Annotated in this window: 23 protein-coding genes and 2 tRNA genes; 2 read left to right on the forward strand and 23 right to left on the reverse strand. The window is 58.7% G+C overall.

What is annotated here, in order from left to right; genetic code table 11:
• Positions 1-12: 12 nt before the first annotated feature.
• Genes WCL58_RS10680 through WCL58_RS10690 form a run of 3 tightly spaced genes read right to left on the reverse strand, consistent with a single transcriptional unit; the run spans position 13 to position 3,256 of the window.
• On the reverse strand, positions 13-1,152 hold the full coding sequence (locus WCL58_RS10680) for an ABC transporter permease (protein ID WP_336851134.1): 1,140 nt from the start codon (positions 1,150-1,152) through the stop codon (positions 13-15).
• Entirely contained in the window at positions 1,149-2,303 is a 1,155-nt protein-coding gene (locus tag WCL58_RS10685) for an ABC transporter permease (protein ID WP_336851135.1), read from the reverse strand. Before WCL58_RS10685 ends, WCL58_RS10680 begins: the two co-directional genes overlap by 4 nt.
• Positions 2,285-3,256: an HlyD family secretion protein gene (locus WCL58_RS10690; protein ID WP_060440881.1), complete on the reverse strand. Its 972-nt coding sequence runs from the start codon at positions 3,254-3,256 to the stop codon at positions 2,285-2,287. Before WCL58_RS10690 ends, WCL58_RS10685 begins: the two co-directional genes overlap by 19 nt.
• Positions 3,257-3,486: 230 nt before the next feature.
• On the opposite strand from WCL58_RS10690, the gene WCL58_RS10695 reads away from it, so the two are divergent.
• Positions 3,487-4,500, forward strand: coding sequence for a luciferase-like monooxygenase (locus WCL58_RS10695; protein WP_193158591.1), 1,014 nt, complete (start codon positions 3,487-3,489; stop codon positions 4,498-4,500).
• Between the two features lie 38 nt (positions 4,501-4,538).
• Here WCL58_RS10695 and yedF read toward each other — a convergent pair whose 3' ends face one another.
• The 19 genes from yedF to rlmE form a co-directional block, all read right to left on the reverse strand.
• Positions 4,539-4,778, reverse strand: coding sequence for a sulfurtransferase-like selenium metabolism protein YedF (gene yedF / locus WCL58_RS10700; protein WP_004933486.1), 240 nt, complete (start codon positions 4,776-4,778; stop codon positions 4,539-4,541).
• Positions 4,775-5,989 carry a selenium metabolism membrane protein YedE/FdhT gene (gene yedE, locus WCL58_RS10705; RefSeq protein ID WP_033648664.1) on the reverse strand — a complete coding sequence of 405 codons (1,215 nt, stop codon included), beginning with the start codon at positions 5,987-5,989 and terminating at the stop codon, positions 4,775-4,777. The genes yedF and yedE overlap by 4 nt, the downstream gene beginning before the upstream one ends.
• A gap of 146 nt (positions 5,990-6,135) precedes the next feature.
• On the reverse strand, positions 6,136-8,073 hold the full coding sequence (locus WCL58_RS10710) for a DEAD/DEAH family ATP-dependent RNA helicase (protein ID WP_063991603.1): 1,938 nt from the start codon (positions 8,071-8,073) through the stop codon (positions 6,136-6,138).
• Positions 8,063-8,143, reverse strand: coding sequence for a protein YrbN (gene yrbN / locus WCL58_RS25365; RefSeq protein ID WP_099032700.1), 81 nt, complete (start codon positions 8,141-8,143; stop codon positions 8,063-8,065). The genes WCL58_RS10710 and yrbN overlap by 11 nt, the downstream gene beginning before the upstream one ends.
• 116 nt (positions 8,144-8,259) lie before the next feature.
• Positions 8,260-9,144 carry a lipoprotein NlpI gene (gene nlpI / locus WCL58_RS10715; protein ID WP_004933495.1) on the reverse strand — a complete coding sequence of 295 codons (885 nt, stop codon included), beginning with the start codon at positions 9,142-9,144 and terminating at the stop codon, positions 8,260-8,262.
• 128 nt (positions 9,145-9,272) lie between these two features.
• A complete protein-coding gene (gene pnp, locus WCL58_RS10720; protein WP_047729246.1) occupies positions 9,273-11,390 on the reverse strand; it encodes a polyribonucleotide nucleotidyltransferase in 2,118 nt (705 codons plus the stop codon).
• 256 nt (positions 11,391-11,646) lie between these two features.
• Positions 11,647-11,916, reverse strand: coding sequence for a 30S ribosomal protein S15 (gene rpsO, locus WCL58_RS10725; RefSeq protein WP_004933502.1), 270 nt, complete (start codon positions 11,914-11,916; stop codon positions 11,647-11,649).
• Positions 11,917-12,040: 124 nt separating this feature from the next.
• Positions 12,041-12,985, reverse strand: coding sequence for a tRNA pseudouridine(55) synthase TruB (gene truB, locus WCL58_RS10730; RefSeq protein ID WP_060421943.1), 945 nt, complete (start codon positions 12,983-12,985; stop codon positions 12,041-12,043).
• Complete coding sequence (gene rbfA / locus WCL58_RS10735) at positions 12,985-13,395, reverse strand: 30S ribosome-binding factor RbfA (RefSeq protein ID WP_004933508.1); 411 nt, start codon at positions 13,393-13,395, stop codon at positions 12,985-12,987. The genes truB and rbfA overlap by 1 nt, the downstream gene beginning before the upstream one ends.
• A 70-nt stretch (positions 13,396-13,465) precedes the next feature.
• Positions 13,466-16,153, reverse strand: coding sequence for a translation initiation factor IF-2 (infB, locus tag WCL58_RS10740; protein ID WP_004933511.1), 2,688 nt, complete (start codon positions 16,151-16,153; stop codon positions 13,466-13,468).
• 23 nt (positions 16,154-16,176) lie between these two features.
• On the reverse strand, positions 16,177-17,685 hold the full coding sequence (nusA, locus tag WCL58_RS10745; protein WP_019453340.1) for a transcription termination factor NusA: 1,509 nt from the start codon (positions 17,683-17,685) through the stop codon (positions 16,177-16,179).
• A 21-nt stretch (positions 17,686-17,706) separates the two neighbouring features.
• Positions 17,707-18,159: a ribosome maturation factor RimP gene (gene rimP, locus WCL58_RS10750; protein ID WP_028127574.1), complete on the reverse strand. Its 453-nt coding sequence runs from the start codon at positions 18,157-18,159 to the stop codon at positions 17,707-17,709.
• 217 nt (positions 18,160-18,376) lie between these two features.
• Positions 18,377-18,453 (reverse strand) — tRNA-Met (locus WCL58_RS10755).
• A gap of 60 nt (positions 18,454-18,513) precedes the next feature.
• Positions 18,514-18,600 (reverse strand) — tRNA-Leu (locus WCL58_RS10760).
• A 70-nt stretch (positions 18,601-18,670) separates the two neighbouring features.
• A complete protein-coding gene (secG, locus tag WCL58_RS10765; RefSeq protein WP_004933519.1) occupies positions 18,671-19,006 on the reverse strand; it encodes a preprotein translocase subunit SecG in 336 nt (111 codons plus the stop codon).
• Between the two features lie 220 nt (positions 19,007-19,226).
• Positions 19,227-20,564, reverse strand: coding sequence for a phosphoglucosamine mutase (gene glmM / locus WCL58_RS10770; protein WP_038879137.1), 1,338 nt, complete (start codon positions 20,562-20,564; stop codon positions 19,227-19,229).
• A gap of 4 nt (positions 20,565-20,568) precedes the next feature.
• Entirely contained in the window at positions 20,569-21,405 is an 837-nt protein-coding gene (gene folP / locus WCL58_RS10775) for a dihydropteroate synthase (protein WP_084826937.1), read from the reverse strand.
• A 92-nt stretch (positions 21,406-21,497) separates the two neighbouring features.
• On the reverse strand, positions 21,498-23,429 hold the full coding sequence (ftsH, locus tag WCL58_RS10780; RefSeq protein WP_004933529.1) for an ATP-dependent zinc metalloprotease FtsH: 1,932 nt from the start codon (positions 23,427-23,429) through the stop codon (positions 21,498-21,500).
• A gap of 56 nt (positions 23,430-23,485) precedes the next feature.
• Positions 23,486-24,115 carry a 23S rRNA (uridine(2552)-2'-O)-methyltransferase RlmE gene (gene rlmE, locus WCL58_RS10785; RefSeq protein ID WP_004933533.1) on the reverse strand — a complete coding sequence of 210 codons (630 nt, stop codon included), beginning with the start codon at positions 24,113-24,115 and terminating at the stop codon, positions 23,486-23,488.
• A 143-nt stretch (positions 24,116-24,258) separates the two neighbouring features.
• Here rlmE and yhbY point away from each other — a divergent pair, with 143 nt between their 5' ends.
• The gene (gene yhbY, locus WCL58_RS10790) at positions 24,259-24,552 is read left to right on the forward strand and encodes a ribosome assembly RNA-binding protein YhbY (protein WP_004933536.1); all 294 of its coding nucleotides are present in this window, start codon (positions 24,259-24,261) and stop codon (positions 24,550-24,552) included.
• Between the two features lie 112 nt (positions 24,553-24,664).
• Here yhbY and greA read toward each other — a convergent pair whose 3' ends face one another.
• Complete coding sequence (greA, locus tag WCL58_RS10795; protein WP_004933539.1) at positions 24,665-25,141, reverse strand: transcription elongation factor GreA; 477 nt, start codon at positions 25,139-25,141, stop codon at positions 24,665-24,667.
• Positions 25,142-25,158 lie beyond the last annotated feature (17 nt).

Consider the following 25,158-nt stretch of genomic DNA (forward strand, 5'->3'; position numbering starts at 1 on the left):
CGGCGGCGTTAGTTACGCCCGCCGCTTCCTGAACATCCCGCGCAGCGCCACGCTGTTGCGCAAGAAGCCGACGCCAAAGCCCAACAGGGTGTAGACCACGCCGAGCACCAACATCATGACGACGTCTCCCCACACTTCGTTCAGCGACAGCCCCATCTGGTTGACGCCGGCGATCGCCTTGGTGCCCCAGGTGGAGGGAATGCTGTACGAGATGGCGCGCACCCAGGCCGGCATCGACTGCAGCGGCCAGATGGTGCCGGACAGGTAGAAGATCGGCGTGGTGATGAACGCCAGCGTCAGGTAGATCATCTCGACGCTGCGCAGGCACTCGGTCACCAGCTTGCCCAGCCCCAGTACCGCCAGCAGGAACGGGAAGGTCAGCAGCAGCAGTTCGGCGATGTTCGCCGTCTGCCTGTAGCCCAATACCCACGGCCACAGCACGAACAGCACGATAGACAGGAACAGCCAGATCGGCAGCAGCGCCGTCAGCCCACCGAGGTGCGCCGCCAGCGGCGCCTTGCCGCCGGGCATGCTCTTCATGGCGATGTTGACGCGGATACAGGCGATCAGCAGCGAGTGCTGCAGCAGCATCACCAGCAGGCCCGGGAAGATGATCGCCGCGAAGCTGATGCCGGGGTTAAACACGTCCAGCGTTTGCCCCAGTATCGGCGTCAGCAGTATCTGCGCCTGCCGTTCGCTGAAGCCGCTGCGCAGCAGCAGCCCGTTGTTGTACTCCGTCAGCAGCTGCTGGTAGGCCGCCACCACGTCCTGTTGGATCTGGCCGTTGGCCAGGCGGTTGGTGGCATCGCCGTACACCGGCACCACGATGTTCTGCCCGCTGAGGATCTTCTTCTCCAGATCCACCGGCATGATGATCACCGCAAACAGCTTGCGCCAGCCGAGATCGCGCTGCGCCTGTTCCAGGCTGTCGTAGGTTTCGATCGCGATCTTGGAGGTGGCATCCAGCTGGCGGATCAGCTTCCGGCTGGCGGTGCTGTGATCCTGATCGACCACCCCCACCGGCAGATCCCACACCGTGCGGTTGGCGTACACCATGCTCATGATGCACAGCGACAGGATCAGCATCAGCCATACCGGCCGCTCCAGCATGCCGAGCAGCACCTTAACGAAGGTTTGCCAATAGAGCTTCATCCGGCGTTCCCCTCTTTTTCCAGCCGCGCCGGCAGGCGATTGCGCACCAGCAGCGCGGCCACCAGCGGGTAGACCGCCAGCAGCGCACACACGCTGAAGATGGCGCTGGCGTGCACCTGCCGCAGGAACACGTCGAACATCGCGTACAGCGCGTGGGTCAGCGGTTCGATGTTGGAAATGATGCGCGCCGGCAGCGGCATCGACAGCTCAGGCACCGCCATGCCGGAGAAGGTCATCGCGATACTGACCAAAATACCGATCAGGCTGTAGGCGGTGATGGTGCTGCCGGTAAAGGTGTACAGCAGCAGGCCGATGCTCTGCGCCGCCATCACGTAAAACAGGCCGATCATCAGCATAAACAGCGGGTTGCCGCTGACGCGGGCGTCAAAGATGCCCACCAGCGCCGCGATCTCCACCATCAGCAGGGTGGTGAAACACAGCGTGTAAGGCGCCAGCTTGCCGAGCAGCGCCAGGCTGAACGGCTTGGCCTGCAGCAGCGATTTGCTGCGCGCCAGCACGTAGATCATGCAGGTCACCACAAACAGCTGCAGCAGGTGAATGGTGGCGGCAAACTGCTGATAATAGATATAGCTGCCGCTGGCGTTGAACAGGCTGCCGTAAGAGAGCGTTACGTCCGCCAGCGGCGGCAGCGATTTGCCCATCTCGGTGGCGATGATGCTGCGGGTGCTGGCGTTGATTTCGTTCATCAGGCCGCCGAAGTCCTGGGTGGAGTACAGCCCGGCGCCGTAGAACAGCGCGTTGTAATACATCACCACGCTCGGCTGCTTGCCCGACAGCGCGTTGGCCTCAAAGTCCGGCGGGATGTACAGCAACGCGTAATCTTGCGCGCTGCGCAGGCGGTTCAGCGACTCCGGCAGCCCGCCGCCGTAGGCCTCGACGTGGGCGTGCGACCCGGCGTCCAACCGCCGCGTCAGCGACTTGGACAGCGGGCTGTGATCGCTGTCCACTACCGAGACCGGCAGATCGAGCAGCGTGCCTTCGGAGAAGTTGCTGCTGATCAGCCCAAACAGGATCAGCGGAAAGATCCAGCTCAGCCAGTGCACCACCGGGCTGCAAAAGGCGACGCGACACTCTTTGTCGAACGCGTGACTGAAGCAGCGCCAGCCGGCCCTTACTCTTTCCATTGCCATAAGGTGCTCATCCCCGGACGCAGGCCGTCCACCGGCTGTGACGGATACAGGCGCACTTCGAAGGTTTTCAGGTCGAAGTCGCCGGTGGCGCGGGTGGCGCGTTTGGTGGCGTAATCCCCCAGCGGCGCGATGTAGCGCACCTCGGTGTCGATCATTTTGTCCTTCAGCGCCGGCACCCGCAGCTTGACCTTGTCGCCTTTGCGCACGTGGGCCAGGATGTCTTCGCGCAGGTTAAACACGAAGTAGGCGTCCGGCACCCGGATCAGCGTCACCAGCGGGCTGCCGGCGTTCAGCAATTCGCCCACTTCGGCCGGGATCGGCCCCACTTCGCCGTCTACCGGCGCTTTCACCTGCAGATCGTCGCTCTGCGCCTGGATCTGCAGCAGGTTCTCTTCCGCCGCCCGCAGCGCCGCCGCGTATTGTTGCCGCAGCTCGACGCGGTCGCCGTTGATACCTTCGTCCAGGTTGGCCTTGGCCGCCTGCACCTGCTGGAAGGCGGTATCGCGCGACCGGCGCGAAGCGTCCAGCTCGGACTTCGAGATATAGCCCTTGCCGGACACGCTCAGGTTGCGGTTGTAGTCGTTTTGCGCGTTGCGGTACTGCGCCTCGGCCTGCGCCAGATTAGCGCGCAGGTTGCGGATGCTCTCTTCACGGGTGCCGTGCAGCGACTGATCGAGCTGCGCCTTGGCTTCGTCGCGCGTCGCCTGCGCGGAACGCAGCTGCGCCATCAGTTCGGGGCTGTCGAGCTGAATAATCAGCTGGCCGCTTTTCACGTCGTCGCCGCGTTCGATCAGGCGTTCAACCACCCGGCCTTTCGCTTTGGAAGCGACGATCACTTCGGGGGCGTCCACTTCACCCTGCAGTAACAGATCCTGATTATGCGCGCGGAACAGGATCGCCAATGCGATCGCCACCATCATCAGCAACAGGGTAAACAGCGTCTTTTTTTTCATTATATCGGCTCCCGGAACGGTAAGCGGCGGGCGGGGATCATCATTTCCATATCTCAAATTGCTCCAAAAAACACCATTGCTCTCATGAGGATATCACAAGCACATATCTCCTCTTTTATAACTATAAATTGGATTATGCTTTTAACACTAAAAAGCATCATTTTCGGCTTTTTGGTATGCAGACTCCTGCAATCGCCCTTTAAGCGATCCACTCTCTGATGGACGATGTCATGACTGAAAACACTGCCGTACCGCTGTCGGTACTGGATTTATCGCCAATCCCGCAAGGGGCCAAAGCGCGCGACGCTTTCCACTGTTCGCTGGATCTGGCACAGCACGCCGAACGCTGGGGTTACCGGCGCTACTGGCTGGCCGAGCACCACAACATGACCGGCATCGGCAGCGCCGCCACCTCGGTGCTGCTGGGCTATCTGGCCGCCGGCACCCAGAGCATTCGCCTCGGCTCCGGAGGCGTGATGCTGCCGAACCATGCGCCGCTGGTGATCGCCGAGCAGTTCGGCACGCTGGAGTCGCTCTACCCCGGCCGCATCGATCTGGGGCTGGGCCGCGCGCCCGGCACCGATCAGCGCACCATGATGGCGCTGCGCCGCCACCTGTCCGGCGATGTGGATACCTTCCCGCGCGACGTGCAGGAGCTGCAAAACTATTTCTGCGATGCGCAGCCCGGCCAGCCGGTGCAGGCGGTGCCGGGCCAGGGGCTGCACGTGCCGCTCTGGCTGCTCGGCTCCAGCCTCTACAGCGCGCAGCTGGCGGCGCAGCTTGGCCTGCCGTTCGCCTTCGCCTCGCACTTCGCCCCGGATATGCTGTTCCAGGCGCTGCAGCTGTACCGCGAGAACTTCAAACCGTCCAAACAGCTGGTGCAGCCGCACGCCATGGTGTGCGTCAACGTGATCGCCGCCGACAGCGATAGCGATGCGCGCTTCCTGTTCAGCTCGATGCAGCAACAGTTCATCAACCTGCGCCGCGGATCGCCCGGCCCGCTGCCGCCGCCGGTGGATAACATCCACGCGCTGTGGACCGCCGGTGAGCAATACGGCGTCGAGCAGGCGCTGCGGATGTCGATCGTCGGCGATGAAAAAACCGTGCGCCATGGGCTGCAAACGCTGCTGCGTGAAACCGATGCCGACGAGATCATGGTCAACGGCCAGATCTTCGATCATCAGGCGCGGCTGCGTTCGTTCGAGATTGTTGCCGGAGTGAAAGGCGACGTCGTGAAGGGATAAAACGCGAAAAGGCGGTGGGGAACCCCACCGCCTCGGCGTTAACGCTGGATCAGATAGCGGATGGTCGGCCCGTCCTGCTGGATATCCAGCACCTTGTAGCCGTGGTTGCGCGCATCGAGCGGGATGTTGTTGATCGACTGCGGGCAATCGCTGATCACCTCCAGAATTTCCCCTGGCTTCAGCTGCGGCATCGCCTCCAGCGTCGCCACCGCCGGGTACGGGCAAGGCTCACCCAGCATGTCCAGCCGGTAGTCCGGCACTATCGTCGTCTCTTTCATGGCAGGCTCCTCAAATTCACCACCTGCGCCTCAGGCCGGGCGCGGAAAAAGCGTTTCTCCCACCACAGCATGGCAGCGAAGGCCAGCGCCAGCAGCAGATAGGTCACCAGCAGGCCGCCGATCGGGCCGAAGGTATCGAGCAGGTTGATCTTGTCGTAGTCGGTCGCCAGCGCCGGCGCCAGATCGTCCCAGTAATAGGCCAGCAGCGTGGCGCCGATGATGTTGCCCAGCCCCACCCACCAGTAGTGCACCTGCCCTTCCACCGCGCGGTACATCCAGCCGGTCTCGCAACCGCCGGCCAGCACGATGCCGAAGCCGAACAGCAAGCCGCCCAGCACCGCATTCGGGCCGGCCCACATGATTTTCGGCGCCACGCCGAGCTGCACGTAGCTGAAGATGCCGATGGCGCTCACCGCCATGCCGATGATGATGGCTTTCGCCATGTGGGTGCGGCCGGTGATCCACAGATCGCGGAACGCCGAGGTGAAGCAGATCTGCGCGCGTTCGATCAGCAGACCGAAGCCGATGCCGAACAGCATGGCGATACCGAGCTTCGGCGCATCGAACAGCGTCCACAGCGACCAGGCCACCGCCAGGCCGAAGACCGCCATGCCCAGCCGGAAGCGGCGGCGCGCCTGCTCAGGTTTCTGCGTCAGCGGCGCGGCGGCCTTCACCTTTTGCAATTTGACCGGGATACGGAACATCGGCAGCAGCGTGAATTTGGCGCCGAAGTAGGAGCCGGCGGCGGTCGCCAGCGCGAAAAACCAGGCGTGCAGCGAAAACTGCGGAATGCCGGTGAAGAACGCCGCCAGGTTGCAACCCATTGCCAGGCGCGCACCGAAACCGGCGATAATGCCGCCCAGCAGCGCCTGCACGATGCGAATGCGGTGCTGCGGCTGGCGCAGCTTGATGTTGTTAGCCCACAGCGCGGCGGCGATGCAGCCGGCGAACATACCGATGATCATGCGCCCGTCGATGCGCTCCAGCGGCGTGCCCTGCAGGCCGATAACCTTGAAATAGCCCCACTGCTCAGGGTGCAGGCCGAACCACTGCAGCACATGGCCGCCCCAGCGAGTGAATTCGCCGGTCACCGCCCAGAAGGTGCCGGTCATGCCGAAGTAGTAGGTAGAAAGGATCCCGGCGGCGATCACCGCCGGCAGCGGCGCCCAAAAGCGCACCAGGTATTGAGATTTGAACTGCTGCCAACTCATGGCATCTCCCGTGCATATCATCCGTAAGAAAAAACCTTATGAATGATACGCCATTCAGGGGCGTTTGACGGCAACTTTCAGGCATAAAAAAACCAGCCTGCAGGCTGGTTTTTCAGAGCGCTTCACCGCGAACGGTGAATCAGCGATTACGCGTCGCCGAAACGACGACGTGGTGCGGCAGGTGCTGCGTCATCACGGCGTGGCGCTGGCTTACCGTCACGGTTGAAGTTACCGCCACGACGCTCGCCGCCGTTACCGCCTTCACGACGTTCGCCGAAGGAACGACGTGGGCCGCCTTCGCGACGTTCGCCGTTGAACGGACGACCGTTGCCGTTGCCACGACGCTCGCCGCCGTTGCCACCGTCACGACGCTCGCGACGTTCGAACGGCTGTGCATCGCCCAGCAGCTGCATGTTCATCGGCTTGTTCAGGATGCGGGTGCGAGTGAAGTGATTCAGGATCTCGCCCGGCATGCCTTTTGGCAGCTCGATGGTGGAGTGGGAAGCGAACAGCTTGATGTTACCGATGTAACGGCTGCTGATGTCGCCTTCGTTAGCGATAGCGCCAACGATGTGACGGACTTCTACGCCATCGTCACGGCCCACTTCGATGCGGTACAGCTGCATTTCGCCAACGTCACGACGTTCGCGACGCGGACGGTCGCCGTCACGGCTATCGCGGCTGTCGCGACGGTCGCCACGATCACCGCGACGATCGTCACGGTCGTTGAACTCGCGACGCTGACGCGGCTTGAAGACCGGATCCGGCGGCAGGATCAGCGGACGTTCGCCCTGTGCCATTTTCAGCAGCGCTGCGGCCAGGGTTTCCATATCCAGCTCTTCTTCCGGCTGCAGTTTGGTCAGCAGTGCGCGGTACAGATCCAGATCGCTGCTTTCCAGCTGCTGCTGAACTTTTGCGGCGAACTTGGCCAGACGACGCTCGCCCAGCAGTTCTGCGTTCGGCAGTTCCACTTCCGGGATGGTCAGCTTCATGGTGCGTTCAATGTTGCGCAGCAGGCGGCGTTCGCGGTTTTCCACGAACAGCAGCGCGCGGCCGGCGCGGCCCGCACGACCGGTACGGCCGATACGGTGAACGTAAGACTCGGAGTCCATCGGGATGTCATAGTTGACAACCAGGCTGATGCGCTCAACGTCCAGGCCACGGGCCGCAACGTCGGTCGCGATCAGGATATCCAGACGACCGTCTTTCAGGCGCTCCAGGGTCTGCTCACGCAGCGCCTGGTTCATGTCGCCGTTCAGCGCGGCGCTGCTGTAACCGCTGCGCTCCAGCGCTTCGGCCACTTCCAGGGTCGCGTTCTTGGTGCGCACGAAGATGATCGCCGCATCAAAGTCTTCAGCTTCCAGGAAACGCACCAGCGCTTCGTTTTTACGCATGCCGTAGACCGACCAGTAGCTCTGGCTGATGTCCGGACGGGTGGTCACGCTGGACTGGATGCGCACTTCCTGCGGCTCTTTCATGAAGCGGCGGGTGATGCGACGGATCGCTTCCGGCATGGTGGCGGAGAACAGCGCGGTCTGATGTTCAGCCGGGATCTCAGCCATGATGGTTTCTACGTCTTCGATAAAGCCCATGCGCAGCATTTCGTCGGCTTCATCCAGCACCAGACCGCTCAGGTTAGAGAGGTTCAGGGTGCCGCGCTTCAGGTGGTCCAGCAGGCGGCCTGGGGTACCCACAACGATTTGCGGGCCCTGGCGCAGAGCGCGCAGCTGCACGTCGTAACGCTGGCCGCCGTACAGGGCTACCACGTTGACGCCGTTCATGTGTTTGGAGAAATCGGTCATCGCTTCAGCAACCTGAACCGCCAGTTCGCGGGTCGGTGCCAGCACCAGGATCTGAGGTGCTTTCAGGTCTGCCTGCAGGTTGTGCAGCAGCGGCAGCGAGAACGCTGCAGTTTTACCACTACCGGTCTGTGCCATGCCCAGCACGTCGCGGCCGTTCAACAGGTGAGGAATACACTCAGCCTGGATCGGAGATGGTTTTTCATAGCCCAGATCGTTCAGGGCGGAAATGATTGGAGCAGACAGCCCCAGATCAGCAAAAGAGGTTTCAAACTCAGTCGTCATGTACACGTGCCTCATTAATAATGGCAGCCAGTCTACATAACTCGTCGAGAAAATTTTCAGTCATTTTCATTGAAAAGTGTGAACCGGCTCAAATTAGATTATAAAACGAACAAAAAAGCCCTCGCCCGTGAAGGCGATAACTTTGGTTAAAAACCAATGTCCATCAGGCTGATAGGTGTTCGTCAGCTATTGCTGGTCCGATTCCGATAGGTCGTCTTGCTCTTGGCCCAAAAGCGCCAATTCCAACAATGCATAGCGGTGCTCAACGAAGTTGTGAACGTTGTTAGACACCGTCAGTTTGAACAGCGCCGAAGCGGTGTCCTTGTCCCCCAGACTCAGGTAGTGTTTACCCAAATAGAAGTCAGTTTCACTGAGATGCTCAGCGAGCGAAGTGTTATCCGTTGCATCTGCCTTGAGGCGTTCCATCAGCGTTTTTTCGCTGATCTTGCCCAGGTAGAATTCGACAATATTCCATCCCCATTGCCCTCTGTCCGCTTTGTCATAGCGCTGCTGAAGCGCTACCTCGGCCTTCTTGGGATCGATTTCTCGCTCCACCAGATACAGCCATAATGAACGGAAGGGATCGTTTGGGTCGTCTTGATAAAACGCCTGCAGATCATCCTGCGCCAACGGGAAGCGGCCGCCATAATACAGTGCGATGCCCCGGTTTAAACGCGCGTAATTGTAAGTTGGATCAAGCTCTAGTACAGAATCAAACGCTTCATAGGCAGCATCAAAATTGCCTGCCTGCGTTAAGTAAATGCCCAGGTAGTTGAAAACTTCCGGCATGTCGGGACGTATCGCCAGCGCCTGCGAGAAATCGTTGCGCGCTAATGCACGTAACCCGAGGCTATCATACAGCACACCGCGCTCATATAAAAGCTGTGCGCGTTCGTCGTCCGTCAGTGCCCGGCTGGCAAGAATTTGTTCCATGCGCGCCAGGATCACTTCCTGCTGCAACGTTGGCTGCAACGGGATTGCCAAAACTTCGTCTTTACGCCAATCATGGTTGCTGCATCCTGCCAGCATGAGTGCTGTCGCAACGTAACACCAGCGCAAGAAAGGCTTCATTTCCCACTCCCGAAGACAAACATTGGATGAACGTCCTGTCCTCCGTTTGCTAAAACGCGGGCATCCTACCCGCGCGATACGAACAGCTCCCAACCCCATGGTGGGGAGCTGTAAAACTATCTATACAGTTATTCTGCTTCAGGCGCAGGTGAACCCGCTTCCGGCGCCATCGCTTCTTTGATGCTCAGACGCACGCGGCCCTGACGGTCAACTTCCAGTACCTTAACCGGCACTTCCTGACCCATCTGCAGATAGTCGGTCACTTTCTCGACGCGCTTGTCGGCGATCTGAGAAATGTGTACCAGACCTTCTTTACCACCGCCGATAGCGACGAACGCGCCGAAATCAACGATACGGGTCACTTTACCCTGATAGATACGGCCCACTTCGATCTCTGCCGTGATCTCTTCGATACGACGGATAGCGAATTTCGCTTTCTCACCGTCGGTCGCAGCGATTTTAACTGTACCATCATCTTCGATTTCGATGGTAGTGCCAGTCTCTTCGGTCAGTGCGCGGATAACGGAACCGCCCTTACCGATCACGTCTTTGATTTTATCCGGGTTGATGCGGATAGTATGAATACGCGGTGCGAATTCGGAGATATCGCCGCGCGGGGTGCTGATAGCCTGTTCCATCACGCCCAGGATGTGCAGACGCGCGCCCTTGGCCTGGTTCAGAGCCACCTGCATGATTTCGCGGGTGATACCTTCGATTTTGATGTCCATCTGCAGCGCGGTGATACCGTCGCGGCTACCGGCCACTTTGAAGTCCATGTCGCCCAGGTGATCTTCGTCACCCAGAATGTCGGACAGAACCACAAAGTTATCGGCTTCTTTCACCAGGCCCATCGCGATACCCGCAACGGCAGCCTTGATTGGCACGCCGGCGTCCATCAGCGCCAGAGACGCGCCGCACACGGAAGCCATGGAAGAAGAACCGTTGGATTCGGTGATTTCAGACACCACGCGAACGGTGTACGGGAAATCTTCCGGTTTAGGCATCATAGCCAATACGCCGCGTTTCGCCAGGCGACCGTGACCGATTTCACGACGCTTAGGTGAACCGACCATGCCGGTTTCGCCCACGGAGTACGGAGGGAAGTTGTAGTGGAACAGGAAGCTGTCGGTCTTTTCGCCCATCAGCTCGTCCAGGTTCTGTGCGTCGCGCGCGGTGCCCAGGGTCGCGGTAACCAGCGCCTGAGTTTCGCCACGGGTGAACAGCGCGGAACCGTGGGTGCGCGGCAGTACGCCGGTGCGCACGTCCAGGCCACGGATCATGTCTTTTTCACGGCCGTCGATACGCGGCTCGCCACGCAGTACGCGGCTACGCACCACGTTTTTCTCGACGTTGCCCAGGATGTCTTGAATTTCAGAGGCATCCAGAGTCTCGTCCTGCGCCAGCAGGGTTTCAACGACGCTGTCTTTGATCGCGTCAACCTGAGCGTAGCGCTCTTGTTTTTCGGTGATGTGGTAAGCGTCGCCCAGGCGAGCTTCGGCCAGTTCAGCCACGCGCGCGTGCAGCGCTTCGTTGACCGCAGGCGCCTGCCAATCCCACTTCGGCTTGCCGGCTTCGGCAACCAGCGCGTTGATGTTTTCGATAACCACTTGCTGCTGGTCGTGGCCGAACACCACGGCGCCCAGCATCTGGTCTTCGCTCAGCACGTCCGCTTCGGATTCAACCATCAGCACCGCACCCGCAGTACCGGCAACCACCAGATCCAGACGGCTTTCTTTCAGTTCGTCAGTCGTTGGGTTCAGTACGTACTGGTCGTTGATGTAACCCACGCGCGCTGCGCCGATTGGGCCGTTGAACGGAATACCGGACAGGCTCAGGGCTGCGGAAGCACCGATCATCGCAACGATGTCCGGGTTCACCTGCGGGTTAACGGAAACCACGGTCGCGATCACCTGAACTTCGTTCAGGAAGCTGTCCGGGAACAGTGGGCGGATCGGGCGGTCAATCAGACGGGAAGTCAGCGTCTCGCCTTCGCTCGGACGGCCTTCGCGACGGAAGAAGCTGCCCGGGATACGGCCGGCGGCGTAGGTACGCTCTTGGTAGTTAACGGTCAGCGGGAAGAAGCTCTGGCCCGGCTTGGCTTTTTTCTGGCCAACGACGGTAACGAAGACGGCGGTGTCATCCATGCTCACCATAACGGCGGCGGTGGCCTGACGAGCCATCATCCCGGTTTCGATGGTGACGGTATGCTGGCCATACTGGAATTTGCGAATGATCGGTGTCAGCAAAATTATATCCTTGATTAGCGGCGCGCAATCGCATTGACGACTCGACACGCCTGTGACTCGATTTGCCTTCTCACTACATCCTCGCGACTAATGACAATCCTTATCTCAGGCGGGAGATAAAGCCTCTCATTAGCCGCGCGAACCTCTGTAACGGAAGAACCTGTTTGGAAACATCAGTAATACATTAACCTGATTTGCTTATGCTTCCTAGAAGAAAGGGGCCAAAATAGGCCCCTTTCCACTGAAACTTGCTAGATTAGCGACGCAGACCCAGACGCTCGATCAGGCTGGTGTAACGTGCTACATCTTTACGCTTCAGGTAGTCCAGCAGCTTACGACGCTGAGAAACCATACGCAGCAGACCACGACGGCTGTGGTGATCTTTTTTGTGCTCGGAGAAGTGGCCTTGCAGATGGTTGATCTGCGCAGTCAGCAGGGCAACCTGAACTTCGGTAGAACCGCTGTCGTTAGTACCACGACCGAAATCAGCTACGATTTGAGCTTTAGCTTCAACACTTAGAGACATTGTAATACTCCAGATTATAGATAATAAAAACAGGCGCCGATCTCTAATTCAGCAACCCAATGCATAAGCTGCGCCATTCTACTCTTAGCGCAGTGCGATCGCAAGGCGACGCAGTGCCCCGCCGTCAGTCGAAATGCTCGACCACCAAGCGGCGCGGCGCCACGCGACCGTCCTCGGCGATGTCACCAACGCCGATGAATTTTCGCTCTTCACCCTCGGTGATCCGCACCAGGCCGGAAGCCGGCGCGCCGGCCACTTGCACCGGTTGCCCCTGCTTGACGTAGCCCGCCACCACCGGCAGCAAATTCACTTCCGGATAGTTCTCAACCGGGCTGTCCATCGGCATCAGCAGCGGATCGAGCAGTTCGCCGGGTGCGATGTCTTGTTCCTGCGCCTGTGCCAGCAAAGCGTTCAGCTGTTCCAGCGTCACCATGCGCGCGATCGGATAAGTCGCCACCTGCAGGCGGCGCAGATAGATCACGTGCGCGCCGCAGCCCAGCAGCTCGCCGAGATCGTCGGTGATGGTGCGGATATAGGTGCCTTTCGAGCAGTGGATCTCCAGCTCCAGCTCATCCCCTTCCCAGCGGATAAACTGCAGCTCGTACACCGTGATGCTGCGCGCTTCGCGCGGCACTTCAATCCCCTGGCGCGCATACTCGTAGAGTTTCTTGCCTTGGTATTTCAGCGCCGAATACATCGACGGCACCTGCTGGATATCGCCGCGGAAGGTGTCCAGCGCCGCGTCGAGCTGCGCCTGGGTAAAATTCACCGGGCGCTCCTGCACGATCTGGCCGTCGGCGTCGGAGGTATCGGTGCGCTGCCCCAGCTTGGCGATCACCCGATAACGCTTGTCGGAGTCGAGCAGGTATTGCGAAAACTTGGTCGCTTCGCCCAGGCAGATAGGCAGCATGCCGGTCGCCAACGGATCGAGCGCGCCGGTGTGGCCCGCTCGGTTGGCGTTGTACAGGCGTTTTACTTTTTGCAGCGCATCGTTGGATGACAAGCCCTGCGGCTTGTCCAGCAACAGCACGCCGTGGATATCACGGCCGCGGCGACGAGGGCGACTCATTAATCCTCCTTGTCATCGCCTGAGGCGGAACGGCGCTCGGCGTCGTTCTTCACCACGTTGGTCACCAGGTTGGACATGCGCATGCCTTCCACCAGGGAGTTGTCGTAGGCGAAGGTCAGCTCCGGCACCACGCGCAGGCGCATCGCTTTGCCCAGCAGGGTGCGGATGTAGCCGGAAGCGTCCTGCAACGCTTTAATGCCGTTGGTGACCAGATCCGGATCGTGGTTCTCGGTCAGCACGTTCAGGAAGGTGACGTAAACCTTGGCATACGCCAGGTCGCGGGACACTTCCACGCCGGAAACGGTCGCCATGCCGACGCGCGGATCTTTCACTTCACGCTGCAGAATGATCGCAATCTCTTTCTGCATCTCTTGCGCCACGCGTTGACCGCGGCTGAATTCTTTTGCCATTTTGGATTCTCCAGACAAATCGGGGGGCACAAAGGCCCCCCGTAAACAGATATAAGCAGATGTGCAATCGTTAAGCGATGGTGCGTTGGATCTCAATGATTTCGAACACTTCGATCATGTCGCCGACGCGCACGTCGTTATAGTTCTTAACGCCGATACCACATTCCATGCCGTTACGGACTTCGTTAACGTCATCTTTGAAGCGGCGCAGGGATTCCAGCTCGCCTTCATAGATAACCACGTTGTCGCGCAGTACGCGGATTGGGTTGTGACGCTTGATGGTCCCTTCGGTAACCATACAGCCGGCGATAGCGCCGAACTTAGGCGATTTGAACACGTCGCGCACTTCGGCCAGGCCGATGATCTGCTGCTTGTATTCCGGCGCCAGCATACCGCTCATCGCCTGCTTCACTTCGTCGATCAGGTTATAGATCACGGAGTAGTAACGCAGATCCAGGCTTTCCGCTTCGATTACGCGGCGCGCAGAAGCGTCGGCACGCACGTTGAAGCCCAGGATGATGGCGTTGGAAGCCGCAGCCAGCGTCGCGTCGGTTTCGGTGATACCACCTACGCCGGAGCCGACAATCTTCACCTTCACTTCGTCGGTGGAGAGTTTCAGCAGCGAGTCGCTGATCGCTTCGCAAGAACCCTGTACGTCGGACTTCAGTACGATGTTCAGCTCGGACACTTCGCCGTCGGTCATGTTGGCGAACATGTTTTCCAGCTTGGACTTCTGCTGACGCGCCAGTTTGACTTCGCGGAACTTGCCCTGACGGTACAGCGCCACTTCACGCGCTTTCTTCTCGTCACGCACCACGGTCGCTTCGTCACCCGCTGCAGGCACGCTGGACAGACCCAGGATTTCCACAGGGATAGACGGACCGGCGGAGGTCACTTCACGGCCCAGCTCGTCGCGCATCGCACGCACACGGCCGTATTCGAAGCCGCACAGGACGATATCGCCCTTGTTCAGCGTACCTTCCTGAACCAGCACGGTAGCCACAGGGCCACGGCCTTTATCCAGGAAGGACTCGATCACCACGCCGCTCGCCATGCCGCTGCGAACCGCTTTCAGCTCCAGCACTTCGGCCTGCAGCAGGATAGCCTGCAGCAGCTCGTCGATACCGGTACCGGCTTTCGCGGACACGTGGACGAACTGCGCTTCGCCGCCCCACTCTTCCGGCATAACGCCGTACTGAGACAGTTCCTGCTTAACGCGGTCCGGATCGGCTTCCGGCTTGTCGATTTTGTTCACCGCAACCACCAACGGCACCTGCGCCGCTTTCGCGTGCTGGATAGCTTCGATGGTCTGTGGCATCACGCCGTCGTCGGCCGCCACCACCAGAACCACGATGTCAGTCGCCTGAGCACCACGAGCACGCATCGAGGTAAACGCGGCGTGGCCCGGGGTATCCAGGAAGGTGATCATGCCGTTCTCGGTTTCTACGTGGTAGGCACCGATGTGCTGGGTAATGCCGCCGGCTTCGCCCGCCGCCACTTTGGTGGAGCGGATGTAGTCCAGCAGAGAGGTTTTACCGTGGTCAACGTGGCCCATGATGGTCACGACCGGCGCGCGCGGCTCGGCCGCAGCGCCCGTATCACGGTCGCTCATCAGCGCTTCTTCCAGCTCGTTTTCACGACGCAGGATAACTTTGTGGCCCATCTCTTCGGCAACCAGCTGTGCGGTTTCCTGGTCGATAACCTGGTTGATGGTGGCCATGGCGCCCAGCTTCATCATCACTTTGATGACCTGAGAACCTTTTACCGCCATCTTGTTGGCCAGCTCGGCCACGGTGATGGTTTCGCCGATCACCACGTCACGGTTAACCACCTGCGCCGGCTTGTTGAAGCCCTGCTGCAGAGCGCTAGGCTTGCGTTTGCCTTTACCGCCACGGGTAACGGCACGCGCTTCTTCGCGGTCCGCTTTGGACTCGGACAGCTTGTTGCCTTTCTTCTGCTTGGTGGCTTTGCCGCCGCGGGTGCGGCTGCGACGATCGCCTTCAACTTTGGCGTCGTTCTCGTCTTCTGCGGCACGGGCGTGCTGAGAGGTGGTCACGTGATAGTCGGCGCTTTCAACCGCGGCGCTTGCCGCGTCTGCCTGGGCCCACTTCTCGCCGTTCTCTTCGGCCATGCGACGGGCTTCTTCCGCCACGCGCTTGGCTTCCTCTTCAACCTTGCGGCGCACTTCCTCTTCCGCTTTGCGTTTCAGTTCAGCGGCTTCGGCTTCACGGCGTGCTTTTTCCGCCTGAGCTGGCTTGGTCATTTCGTCGGTATGTTGATTGGTCACTTTTTCTTTTTCCGCTGAATTACGCTTAGCAATCTCCGCGGCCTCACGTTTGGCTTGCTCTTCGGCAGCGCGCTTCGCTTCCGCTTCGCGTTTTGCGAGCTCTTCCGCTTCGCGCCGTGCCTGCTCTTCCGCTTCACGCTGTGCCTGCTCTGCCGCTTCAGCCAACTGGGCTTCCTGCGTATCGCGATTTACATAAGTGCGTTTCTTGCGGACCTCAATTTGCACCGATTTACTTTTACCGCCGGTGCTCGGGATATTCAAGGTGCTGCGCGTTTTGCGCTGCAAAGTGAGTTTACCCGGCGCGCTGCCGTGTTCACGGTTCAGGTGCGCCAGCAATGTTTCTTTTTCTTGCTGGGTAACAGAGTCCGACTCGGACTTGTTGATCCCTGCATCAGCAAACTGCTGTACCAGGCGATCAACCGGAGTCTGAATCTCTGCTGCCAGCGATTTTACGGTTACATCTGTCGTCATGCTGTTCCTTCCTGCTACAGTTATTACGCGTTGTCGCCAAACCAACAGATATTGCGTGCAGCCATGATCAGCTCACCGGCTTGCTCGTCGCTAAGCCCTTCAATATCAGCCAGATCGTCAACACCCTGCTCGGCAAGATCTTCCAGCGTACAAACCCCACGCGCGGCCAGTTTAAAGGCCATGCTGCGCTCAAGACCCGGCAGGTTGAGCAAATCGTCGGCCGGTTTGTTGTCGCCCAGGCTTTCTTCTTGTGCCAGGGCCAGCGTGGTCAATGCAGCTTTGGCGCGTTCGCGCAATGCTTCAACCGTATCTTCATCCAGACCGTCGATTTCCAACAGCTCTTTGATCGGCACGTAGGCCAGCTCTTCCAGCGTGGAGAAGCCTTCTTCAACCAGTACGGTGGCGAAATCTTCGTCGATATCAAGATACTTGGTGAAGGTATCAATAGCGGCATGAGCCTCGGCCTGGTGCTTGGCCTGCAGGTCGTCCGCCGTCATCACGTTCAGTTCCCAACGATCGTCGCCGCGGTGTTGTTTCAGCAGCTGGGAAGCCAAACGCACGTTTTGGCCGTTACGGCCGATCGCCTGCGCCAGGTTGCTGGCTTCAACGGCGATATCCATGGTGCAGTTATCTTCGTCTACCACGATCGACGCGACGTCGGCCGGCGCCATGGCGTTGATGACGAATTGCGCTGGGTTATCATCCCACAGGATGATGTCGATGCGTTCGCCGCCGAGCTCGCTCGACACGGCCTGAACGCGCGCACCGCGCATACCTACGCAGGCGCCGACCGGGTCGATGCGCTTGTCGTTGGTTTTCACTGCAATTTTCGCGCGGGAGCCAGGATCGCGGGCTGCCGCTTTAATTTCAATCACTTCTTCGCCGATTTCCGGCACTTCGATGCGGAACAGTTCTTTCAGCATTTCCGAACTGGAACGGCTGACGAACAGCTGCGCGCCGCGAGCTTCAGGACGCACGGCGTACAGTACGCCGCGAATGCGGTCGCCCGGACGGAAGTTTTCGCGCGGCAGCATGTCTTCACGACCAATCACCGCTTCGGCGTTGTTGCCCAGATCCAGCGCGATGCTGTCACGGTTCACTTTCTTCACCACGCCGGTGACGATCTCACCTTCGTGTTCACGGAAAGCGTCGACCACCATCGCACGCTCGGCTTCGCGCACTTTCTGCACGATAACCTGCTTGGCGGTTTGGGTGGTGATACGGTCGAAGGTCACGGACTCGATCTGATCTTCGACGTAGCCGCCGAGCTCGATGCTCGGGTCTTCAAACTGAGCGGCTTCCAGCGTGATTTCACGCGTTGGCTGAGTCACTTCATCTACGGCGACCCAACGGCGGAAGGTATCGAAATCGCCGGTTCTGCGGTCAATGCTGACGCGCACGTCGATTTCCTGCTCGTATTTTTTCTTGGTTGCGGTGGCTAATGCAGTTTCCAGCGCTTCGAAAATCTTCTCGCGCGGAAGGGATTTTTCATTGGAAACTGCTTCAACAACAGCCAGAATCTCTTTGTTCATCCTAGTTGCCTCTTCCAAACTTTAAAAGTGGGGTACCAGGTTCGCTTTCTGGATGTTGCTCAGCGCGAACACTTCATCTTTCCCTTCCACAGTAACCGTGATCATCTCGCCTTCGACAGACTTGATAATACCCTGCCACTTGCGACGGTTTTGTACCGCCATGCGCAGGACCAGGCTGACTTCTTCACCGAGGAAACGCGTATAGTGCTCAGCGGTGAACATCGGGCGATCAAGGCCAGGAGAGGAGACTTCCAAGTTGTAAGCGACCGTGATTGGATCTTCGACGTCCAATACAGCGCTGACCTGGTGGCTGACATCAGCGCAATCATCAACATTGATGCCGTTATCACTATCAATATAGATGCGGAGCGTCGATTGGCGCGCACGAATGAATTCGATGCCTACAAGCTCAAAGCCCAACGCTTCTACCGGTGCCGAAAGCATCTCTGTTAACTGTTGCTCTAATGTGGACAAGCCCACCCCCAAGACATAAAAAAAGGGCTAAATAGCCCAGTGATTCTGTTGCCAAATAACAAAAAACCCCGAAAAATCGGGGCTTTATGCAACTGGACCCTGTTTGCCGCTAGGCGGCCTCGGTACAACTTTCGAGCAAGTGTCATTTTCAAATGTTGATCGAGAAAAGCGGGTTTCAATCGAAAAGTGTATTTGAAAATAAACACTTAAAGGAAAGTGGTTGCGGGGGCCGGATTTGAACCGACGACCTTCGGGTTATGAGCCCGACGAGCTACCAGGCTGCTCCACCCCGCGTCCGAAAACGTGGCAAATACTACGCCGATAATCGCAAAATTGCAAGTTATCTCTGGGATTTGGTACCGAGGATGGGACTCGAACCCACAAGCCCGTTAGGGCACTACCACCTCAAGGTAGCGTGTCTACCAATTCCACCACCTCGGTACTGATTCTTACTGCTAACGGCCGTTGTTCTTTCGAGTTCACAACCACCGTTTTCAAACTTTGTTGCGGCTTACTGCGGGATATCGCTGCTCGGCTTGGCAGGTGCTGCCGGCGCGGTTGTCTGCTCAGTTTTCACTGGCTGACCCAGGTTTTCCCACTCGCTGCCTTTCTTGCTTTGGTTGCTGCTGAGGTTGCCCAGAATCAGGCTGATGACGAAGAACAGCGTCGCCAGCACAGCAGTCATGCGGGTCATAAAGTTACCGGAACCACTCGAACCGAACAACGTGCCTGATGCACCTGCTCCGAAAGAGGCTCCCATATCAGCGCCTTTACCTTGCTGCAGCATAATCAGAGCGACCAGCCCGATTGAGATCAGCAGGAAAATTACCAGAAGAGCTTCGTACATAGTAGTACCCGTATCCTTGCGGCCTCACCGCATGCCAAATGCTTCACACTCATCAAGCAGGCGTTTTTATAAACTGCCTACTGAAGCGGGTGTGAATACTAACCAAAGCCGCCAACCCGCGCAAGGGCAATTTGCAGCCGCCGGCGCGTTTGCGGAAAAAAACGCCAACAATCGCCTCTCCGGGCTCAGCTTTGCCGAGCCCGGCGGCTAACTGTCTGTTTTAACCAGCGGATTTCACCGCGTCGGCGATGCGATGCGCCAGCGCGGTCACCTGCTGTTCGTCCTCGCCTTCCACCATCACGCGGATCAGCGGTTCGGTGCCCGATTTGCGCAGCAGTACCCGGCCGCGGCCGGCCAGTTCGGCTTCCACCTGCTCGGTGACTTTACGCACCGCGTCGGACTCCAGCGGGTTGTGATCGCCGGCGAAGCGCACGTTGACCAGGATCTGCGGCAGCAGCTTCATGCCGCTGCACAGGTCATGCAGGCTCATGTGGTTGCGCACCATGGCGGTCAGCACCTGCAGCCCGGCCACGATACCGTCGCCGGTGGTGGTTTTGTCCAGCAGGATCACATGGCCGGAGTTTTCCGCACCGATGCGCCAGCCCAGCTCCTGCAGCTTCTCCAGCACGTAACGGTCGCCCACTTTGGCGCGAGCGAACGGAATGCCCAGCTGTTTCAGCGCCAGCTCCAGTCCCATATTGCTCATCAGGGTGCCGACTGCGCCGCCGCGCAGCTGGCCCTGACGCAGGCCTTCACGGGCGATGATGTACAGGATCTGATCGCCGTCCACCTTGTTGCCCAGATGGTCCACCATCATCACGCGATCGCCGTCGCCGTCGAACGCCAGGCCCACGTGCGCTTTTTCCTTGAGTACGCGCTCCTGCAGCTGACGCACGTCGGTAGCGCCGCATTTTTCGTTGATGTTCATGCCGTCCGGCTCAACGCCGATGGCGATCACCGTGGCGCCCAGCTCGCGCAGCACGCTCGGCGCGATGTGGTAAGTCGCCCCGTTGGCGCAGTCAACCACGATTTTCAGCCCCTTCAGGCTCAGCTCGCTCGGGAAGGTGCCTTTGCAAAATTCGATGTAGCGGCCGGCGGCGTCGATGATGCGGCTGGCTTTACCCAGCTCGGCGGACTCCACGCAGGTCAGCGGCTTTTCCATCTCGGCTTCGATCGCTTCTTCGACGTTGTCCGGCAGCTTGGCGCCGTCGATCGAGAAGAACTTGATGCCGTTGTCATAAAACGGGTTATGCGACGCAGAGATGACGATGCCGGCTTCGGCGCGGAAGGTGCGCGTCAGATAAGCCACCGCCGGGGTGGGCATCGGCCCGGTGAAGGAGGCGGACAATCCTGCGGCCGCCAGGCCGGCCTCCAGCGCGGACTCCAGCATATAACCGGAGATGCGCGTGTCCTTACCGATGATGATTTTGCGCGAACCGTGACGCGCCAGCACTTTACCCGCCGCCCAGCCCAGCTTCAGCACGAAGTCCGGCGTGATGGGGCTGTCCCCGACCTTGCCACGGATGCCGTCGGTGCCAAAATATTTGCGCTCGCTCATGTCTCTACTGTCCCTTAGCTGAAAGTGTTGCCTCGACGACACGCATCGCCTCGACGGTTTCTTTAACGTCATGCACTCTGACAATCTGCGCGCCCTGCATCGCCGCAATTACCGCGCAGGCCACGCTGCCGATAACCCGTTGATCCGGCGGTACGTTCAGCAGTTGTCCTATCATCGATTTGCGCGACATGCCGACTAACAGCGGCAAACCGAAATGATGAAACTCCGACAACCGTGCCAGAAGCTGATAGTTGTGCGCCAAATTTTTACCGAAACCGAAGCCTGGGTCGAGCAGCAATTTCTGATTTGTTATCCCCGCCTCGTTGCAGCGCCGAATATGGTGCTCGAAAAACGCCTGAACGTCGGCGATCAGATCGTCGTAGTGCGGTGCCTGCTGCATGGTGCGCGGCTGCCCTTGCATGTGCATCAGGCAAACCGGCAGGCCGCTTTCCGCCGCCGCCGCAAGAGCACCTGGCTCCTGCAGCGAGCGAATGTCGTTGATCAGGTGTGCGCCGGCGTGTGCCGATTCGCGGATCACGCCCGCTTTCGAGGTATCGACCGAGATAAAGACTTCAAAACGCTGCGCCAGCGCTTCCACCACCGGCACGACCCGTTCCAATTCTTCCTCTTCACTCACCTCCGCCGCCCCCGGCCGGGTCGATTCACCGCCGATGTCGATCATCGTGGCACCGGCCGAAATCAGCGCATGCGCGTGCAGCAGCGCCTGGTTCAGGGTGTTGTGGCGGCCGCCGTCGGAAAACGAATCCGGCGTCACGTTGAGGATACCCATCACCTGCGGATGGGAGAGGTTGAGCGTCATGTCGCGCACGGTTAACTGCATGGTTGGTCCACCTTACTGTTGCCTGGTTCACTGCCCGCCGGGCAAAAAAAAACCCCGGCGTACCGGGGTTTGATGTTATTACACAGCCGCTGTTACTTGTCGAGCTGTTCGGACATGGTGTTGCCCGGCGTTGGGGTGCGCGGCTCATCTACCGGCGTCGGGGCTTTCGGGGTGCCGCCGTTGTCGGAACTGTTGCCTTTGTTCGCATCGTCCCAACCCGCCGGCGGACGCACGTCTTTGCGGTTCATCAGATCGTCGATCTGCGGCGCATCGATGGTTTCGTACTTCATCAGCGCATCCTTCATCGAGTGCAGGATGTCCATGTTTTCCATCAACAGCGAGCGAGCACGCGTGTAGTTACGCTCGATCAGCGACTTCACTTCCTGGTCGATGATGCGCGCGGTTTCATCCGACATGTGCTTCGCCTTGGCCACGGAACGGCCCAGGAACACTTCGCCCTCTTCTTCCGCATACAGCAGCGGCCCCAGCTTCTCGGAGAAGCCCCATTGGGTCACCATGTTGCGGGCGATGGAGGTCGCCACTTTGATGTCGTTCGACGCACCGGTAGAGACTTTTTCCGGCCCGTAGATGATCTCTTCCGCCAGACGGCCGCCATACAGAGTGGAGATTTGGCTCTCCAGCTTCTGACGGCTGGCGCTGATCGCATCCCCTTCCGGCAGGAAGAAGGTCACGCCGAGCGCACGGCCACGAGGAATGATCGTCACCTTGTGTACCGGATCGTGTTCAGGAACCAGGCGGCCAATGATGGCGTGGCCCGCTTCGTGATACGCGGTCGACTCTTTCTGCGCTTCGGTCATCACCATGGAGCGACGTTCCGCACCCATCATGATCTTGTCTTTGGCTTTCTCGAACTCCACCATCGACACCACGCGCTTGTTGCCGCGGGCAGCGAACAGCGCCGCTTCGTTGACCAGGTTAGCCAGGTCGGCACCGGAGAAGCCCGGCGTTCCGCGCGCAATGACGGAGGCGTCGATGTCGGCAGCCAACGGCACGCGGCGCATGTGCACCTTCAGGATCTGCTCACGGCCACGCACATCCGGCAGCCCGACCACGACCTGACGGTCGAAGCGGCCCGGACGCAGCAGCGCAGGGTCAAGCACGTCAGGACGGTTGGTGGCCGCGATGACGATGATGCCTTCGTTGCCTTCGAAACCGTCCATCTCAACCAGCATCTGGTTCAGAGTCTGCTCGCGCTCATCGTGACCGCCACCCAGGCCGGCGCCACGCTGGCGGCCGACGGCGTCGATTTCATCGATGAAGATGATGCACGGCGCGGCTTTCTTCGCTTGTTCGAACATGTCGCGCACGCGGGATGCACCCACACCGACGAACATTTCGACGAAGTCAGAACCGGAAATGGTGAAGAACGGCACCTTCGCTTCGCCGGCGATCGCTTTCGCCAGCAGCGTTTTACCGGTCCCCGGCGGGCCAACCATCAGCACGCCTTTCGGGATCTTGCCGCCCAATTTCTGGAAACGGCTCGGCTCGCGCAGGTATTCCACCAGTTCGCTCACCTCTTCTTTCGCTTCGTCACAACCGGCGACATCGGCGAAAGTGGTCTTGATCTGGTCTTCCGTCAGCATGCGGGCCTTGCTCTTGCCGAAGGACATCGCGCCCTTGCCGCCGCCGCCCTGCATTTGCCGCATAAAGAAGATCCAGACCCCGATCAGCAACAGCATCGGGAACCAGGAGATAAAGATAGAAGCCAGCAGGCTCGGCTCTTCAGGCGGCTCGCCGACCACTTTCACATTCTTCGTTAACAACGTATCCAGCAACTTAGGATCGTTGACAGGGATGTAGGTCGTGTATTTGTTACTGTCTTTCTTGGTAACGTTAATTTCACGTCCGTTGATTCGCGCTTCGCGAACCTGGTCCTGGGTCAGTTCGGACATGAAGGTAGAGTAATCCACCCTACGGCCATTCGACTCGCTGGGCCCAAAGCTCTGGAATACAGACATCAACACTACCGCGATGACTAACCAGAGAATTAGGTTTTTCGCCATGTCACTCAAGGGATTAACCTCATCTTACAACTGTGTTAACAAACAGCGTTAGGGTACTACAGTTTGCGCCCTGTCGCTACAATGTACACTTCGCGCGAACGGGCGCGGGAAGCGTCTGGCTTACGAATCTTAACCTTCGTAAACAGGGAGCGGATTTCCCGTAGGTACTCGTCAAAGCCATCTCCCTGGAACACCTTCACCAGGAAACTTCCGCCTGGTGCGAGGACATCACGACACATATCCAGCGCCAACTCCACCAGATACATCGACCTTGGAATATCGACCGCCGGGGTGCCACTCATATTCGGGGCCATATCGGACATGACCACCTGAACCTTACTCTCGCCTACTCGTTCCAACAGCGCCTTCAGCACCAGTTCATCACGAAAATCGCCCTGAAGGAAATCGACGCCAACGATAGGATCCATTGGCAAAATATCACAGGCGATGATGCGCCCGGTACCACCGATTTGGGTGACCACATACTGCGACCAGCCGCCCGGTGCGGCACCCAGGTCAACCACGGTCATGCCCGGTTTGAACAGTTTGTCGCTCTGCTGTATTTCATCAAGTTTAAACCAGGCACGGGAACGCAGTCCCTTTTTCTGTGCCTGCTGTACATATTTATCGCTAAAGTGTTCTTGTAACCAGCGACTGGAGCTAGCCGAACGCTTTTTATTAGCCATCTCGTTTTCCAACTATCATAAAAAGAGTCTTATGTCAGGGTCGCTGCTCACGTAGACTCACACCGGTGAAGACCGATTTGGTGATATACATGAGATGGCGGTAGAATGTACCGTTTTCAATCCCAACTTAAGCAAAAAAGACAATGAATCTGAATAATAAACAAAAACAGCACCTGAAAGGCTTGGCGCATCCGTTAAAACCGGTGGTGATGCTGGGCAATAACGGTCTTACCGAAGGGGTGCTGGCTGAAATTGAACAGGCTCTGGAGCATCATGAGCTGATCAAGGTGAAAATCGCCGCTGAAGATCGCGAAACCAAAACCCTGATCGCCGACGCTATTGTGCGTGAAACGGGCGCCTGCAATGTGCAAGTTATCGGCAGCACGCTTATTCTTTACCGCCCGTCGAAAGAGCGCAAGATCAGTCTACCGCGTTAATAACCATCAGGTTAACGAAAAGGTGCCATGCGCCTGACCAAGATAAAAGGCCGCTTGCGGCCTTTTTCCTATCTTTACAAAACGTTGGCGCATTAATGACCAACGGCCTCGATCAGAGATACTCAACCTTCAGGATCTCATACTCGACGTCGCCGCCAGGGGTTTTGATCACCACCACATCGTCTTGCTCTTTGCCGATCAGGCCGCGCGCCATCGGCGAGTTTACCGAAATCAGATTTTTCTTGAAATCGGCCTCATCGTCGCCAACGATGCGGTAAGTCACTTCTTCTTCACTGTCCAGATTCATCACCGATACGGTGGCGCCGAAGATCACCCGGCCGGTGTTCGGCATCTTGGTGATATCGATCACCTGAGCATTGGACAGCTTGGCTTCGATTTCCTGAATGCGGCCTTCGCAAAAACCCTGCTGTTCGCGGGCGGCGTGGTACTCGGCATTCTCTTTCAAATCGCCGTGCTCGCGCGCTTCCGCGATGTCCGCAATGATTTTCGGACGGCGCACGCTTTTCAGATATTCGAGCTCTTCGCGCAGTTTTTCAGCGCCAAACAAGGTCATCGGAATTTGGTTCATCGTATAAATACCTCTAA

Origin of the sequence: Serratia sp. TMDUHS_CL (assembly GCF_037137105.1) — a bacterium.
GTDB classification, from domain to species: Bacteria; Pseudomonadota; Gammaproteobacteria; order Enterobacterales; family Enterobacteriaceae; genus Serratia; species Serratia nevei.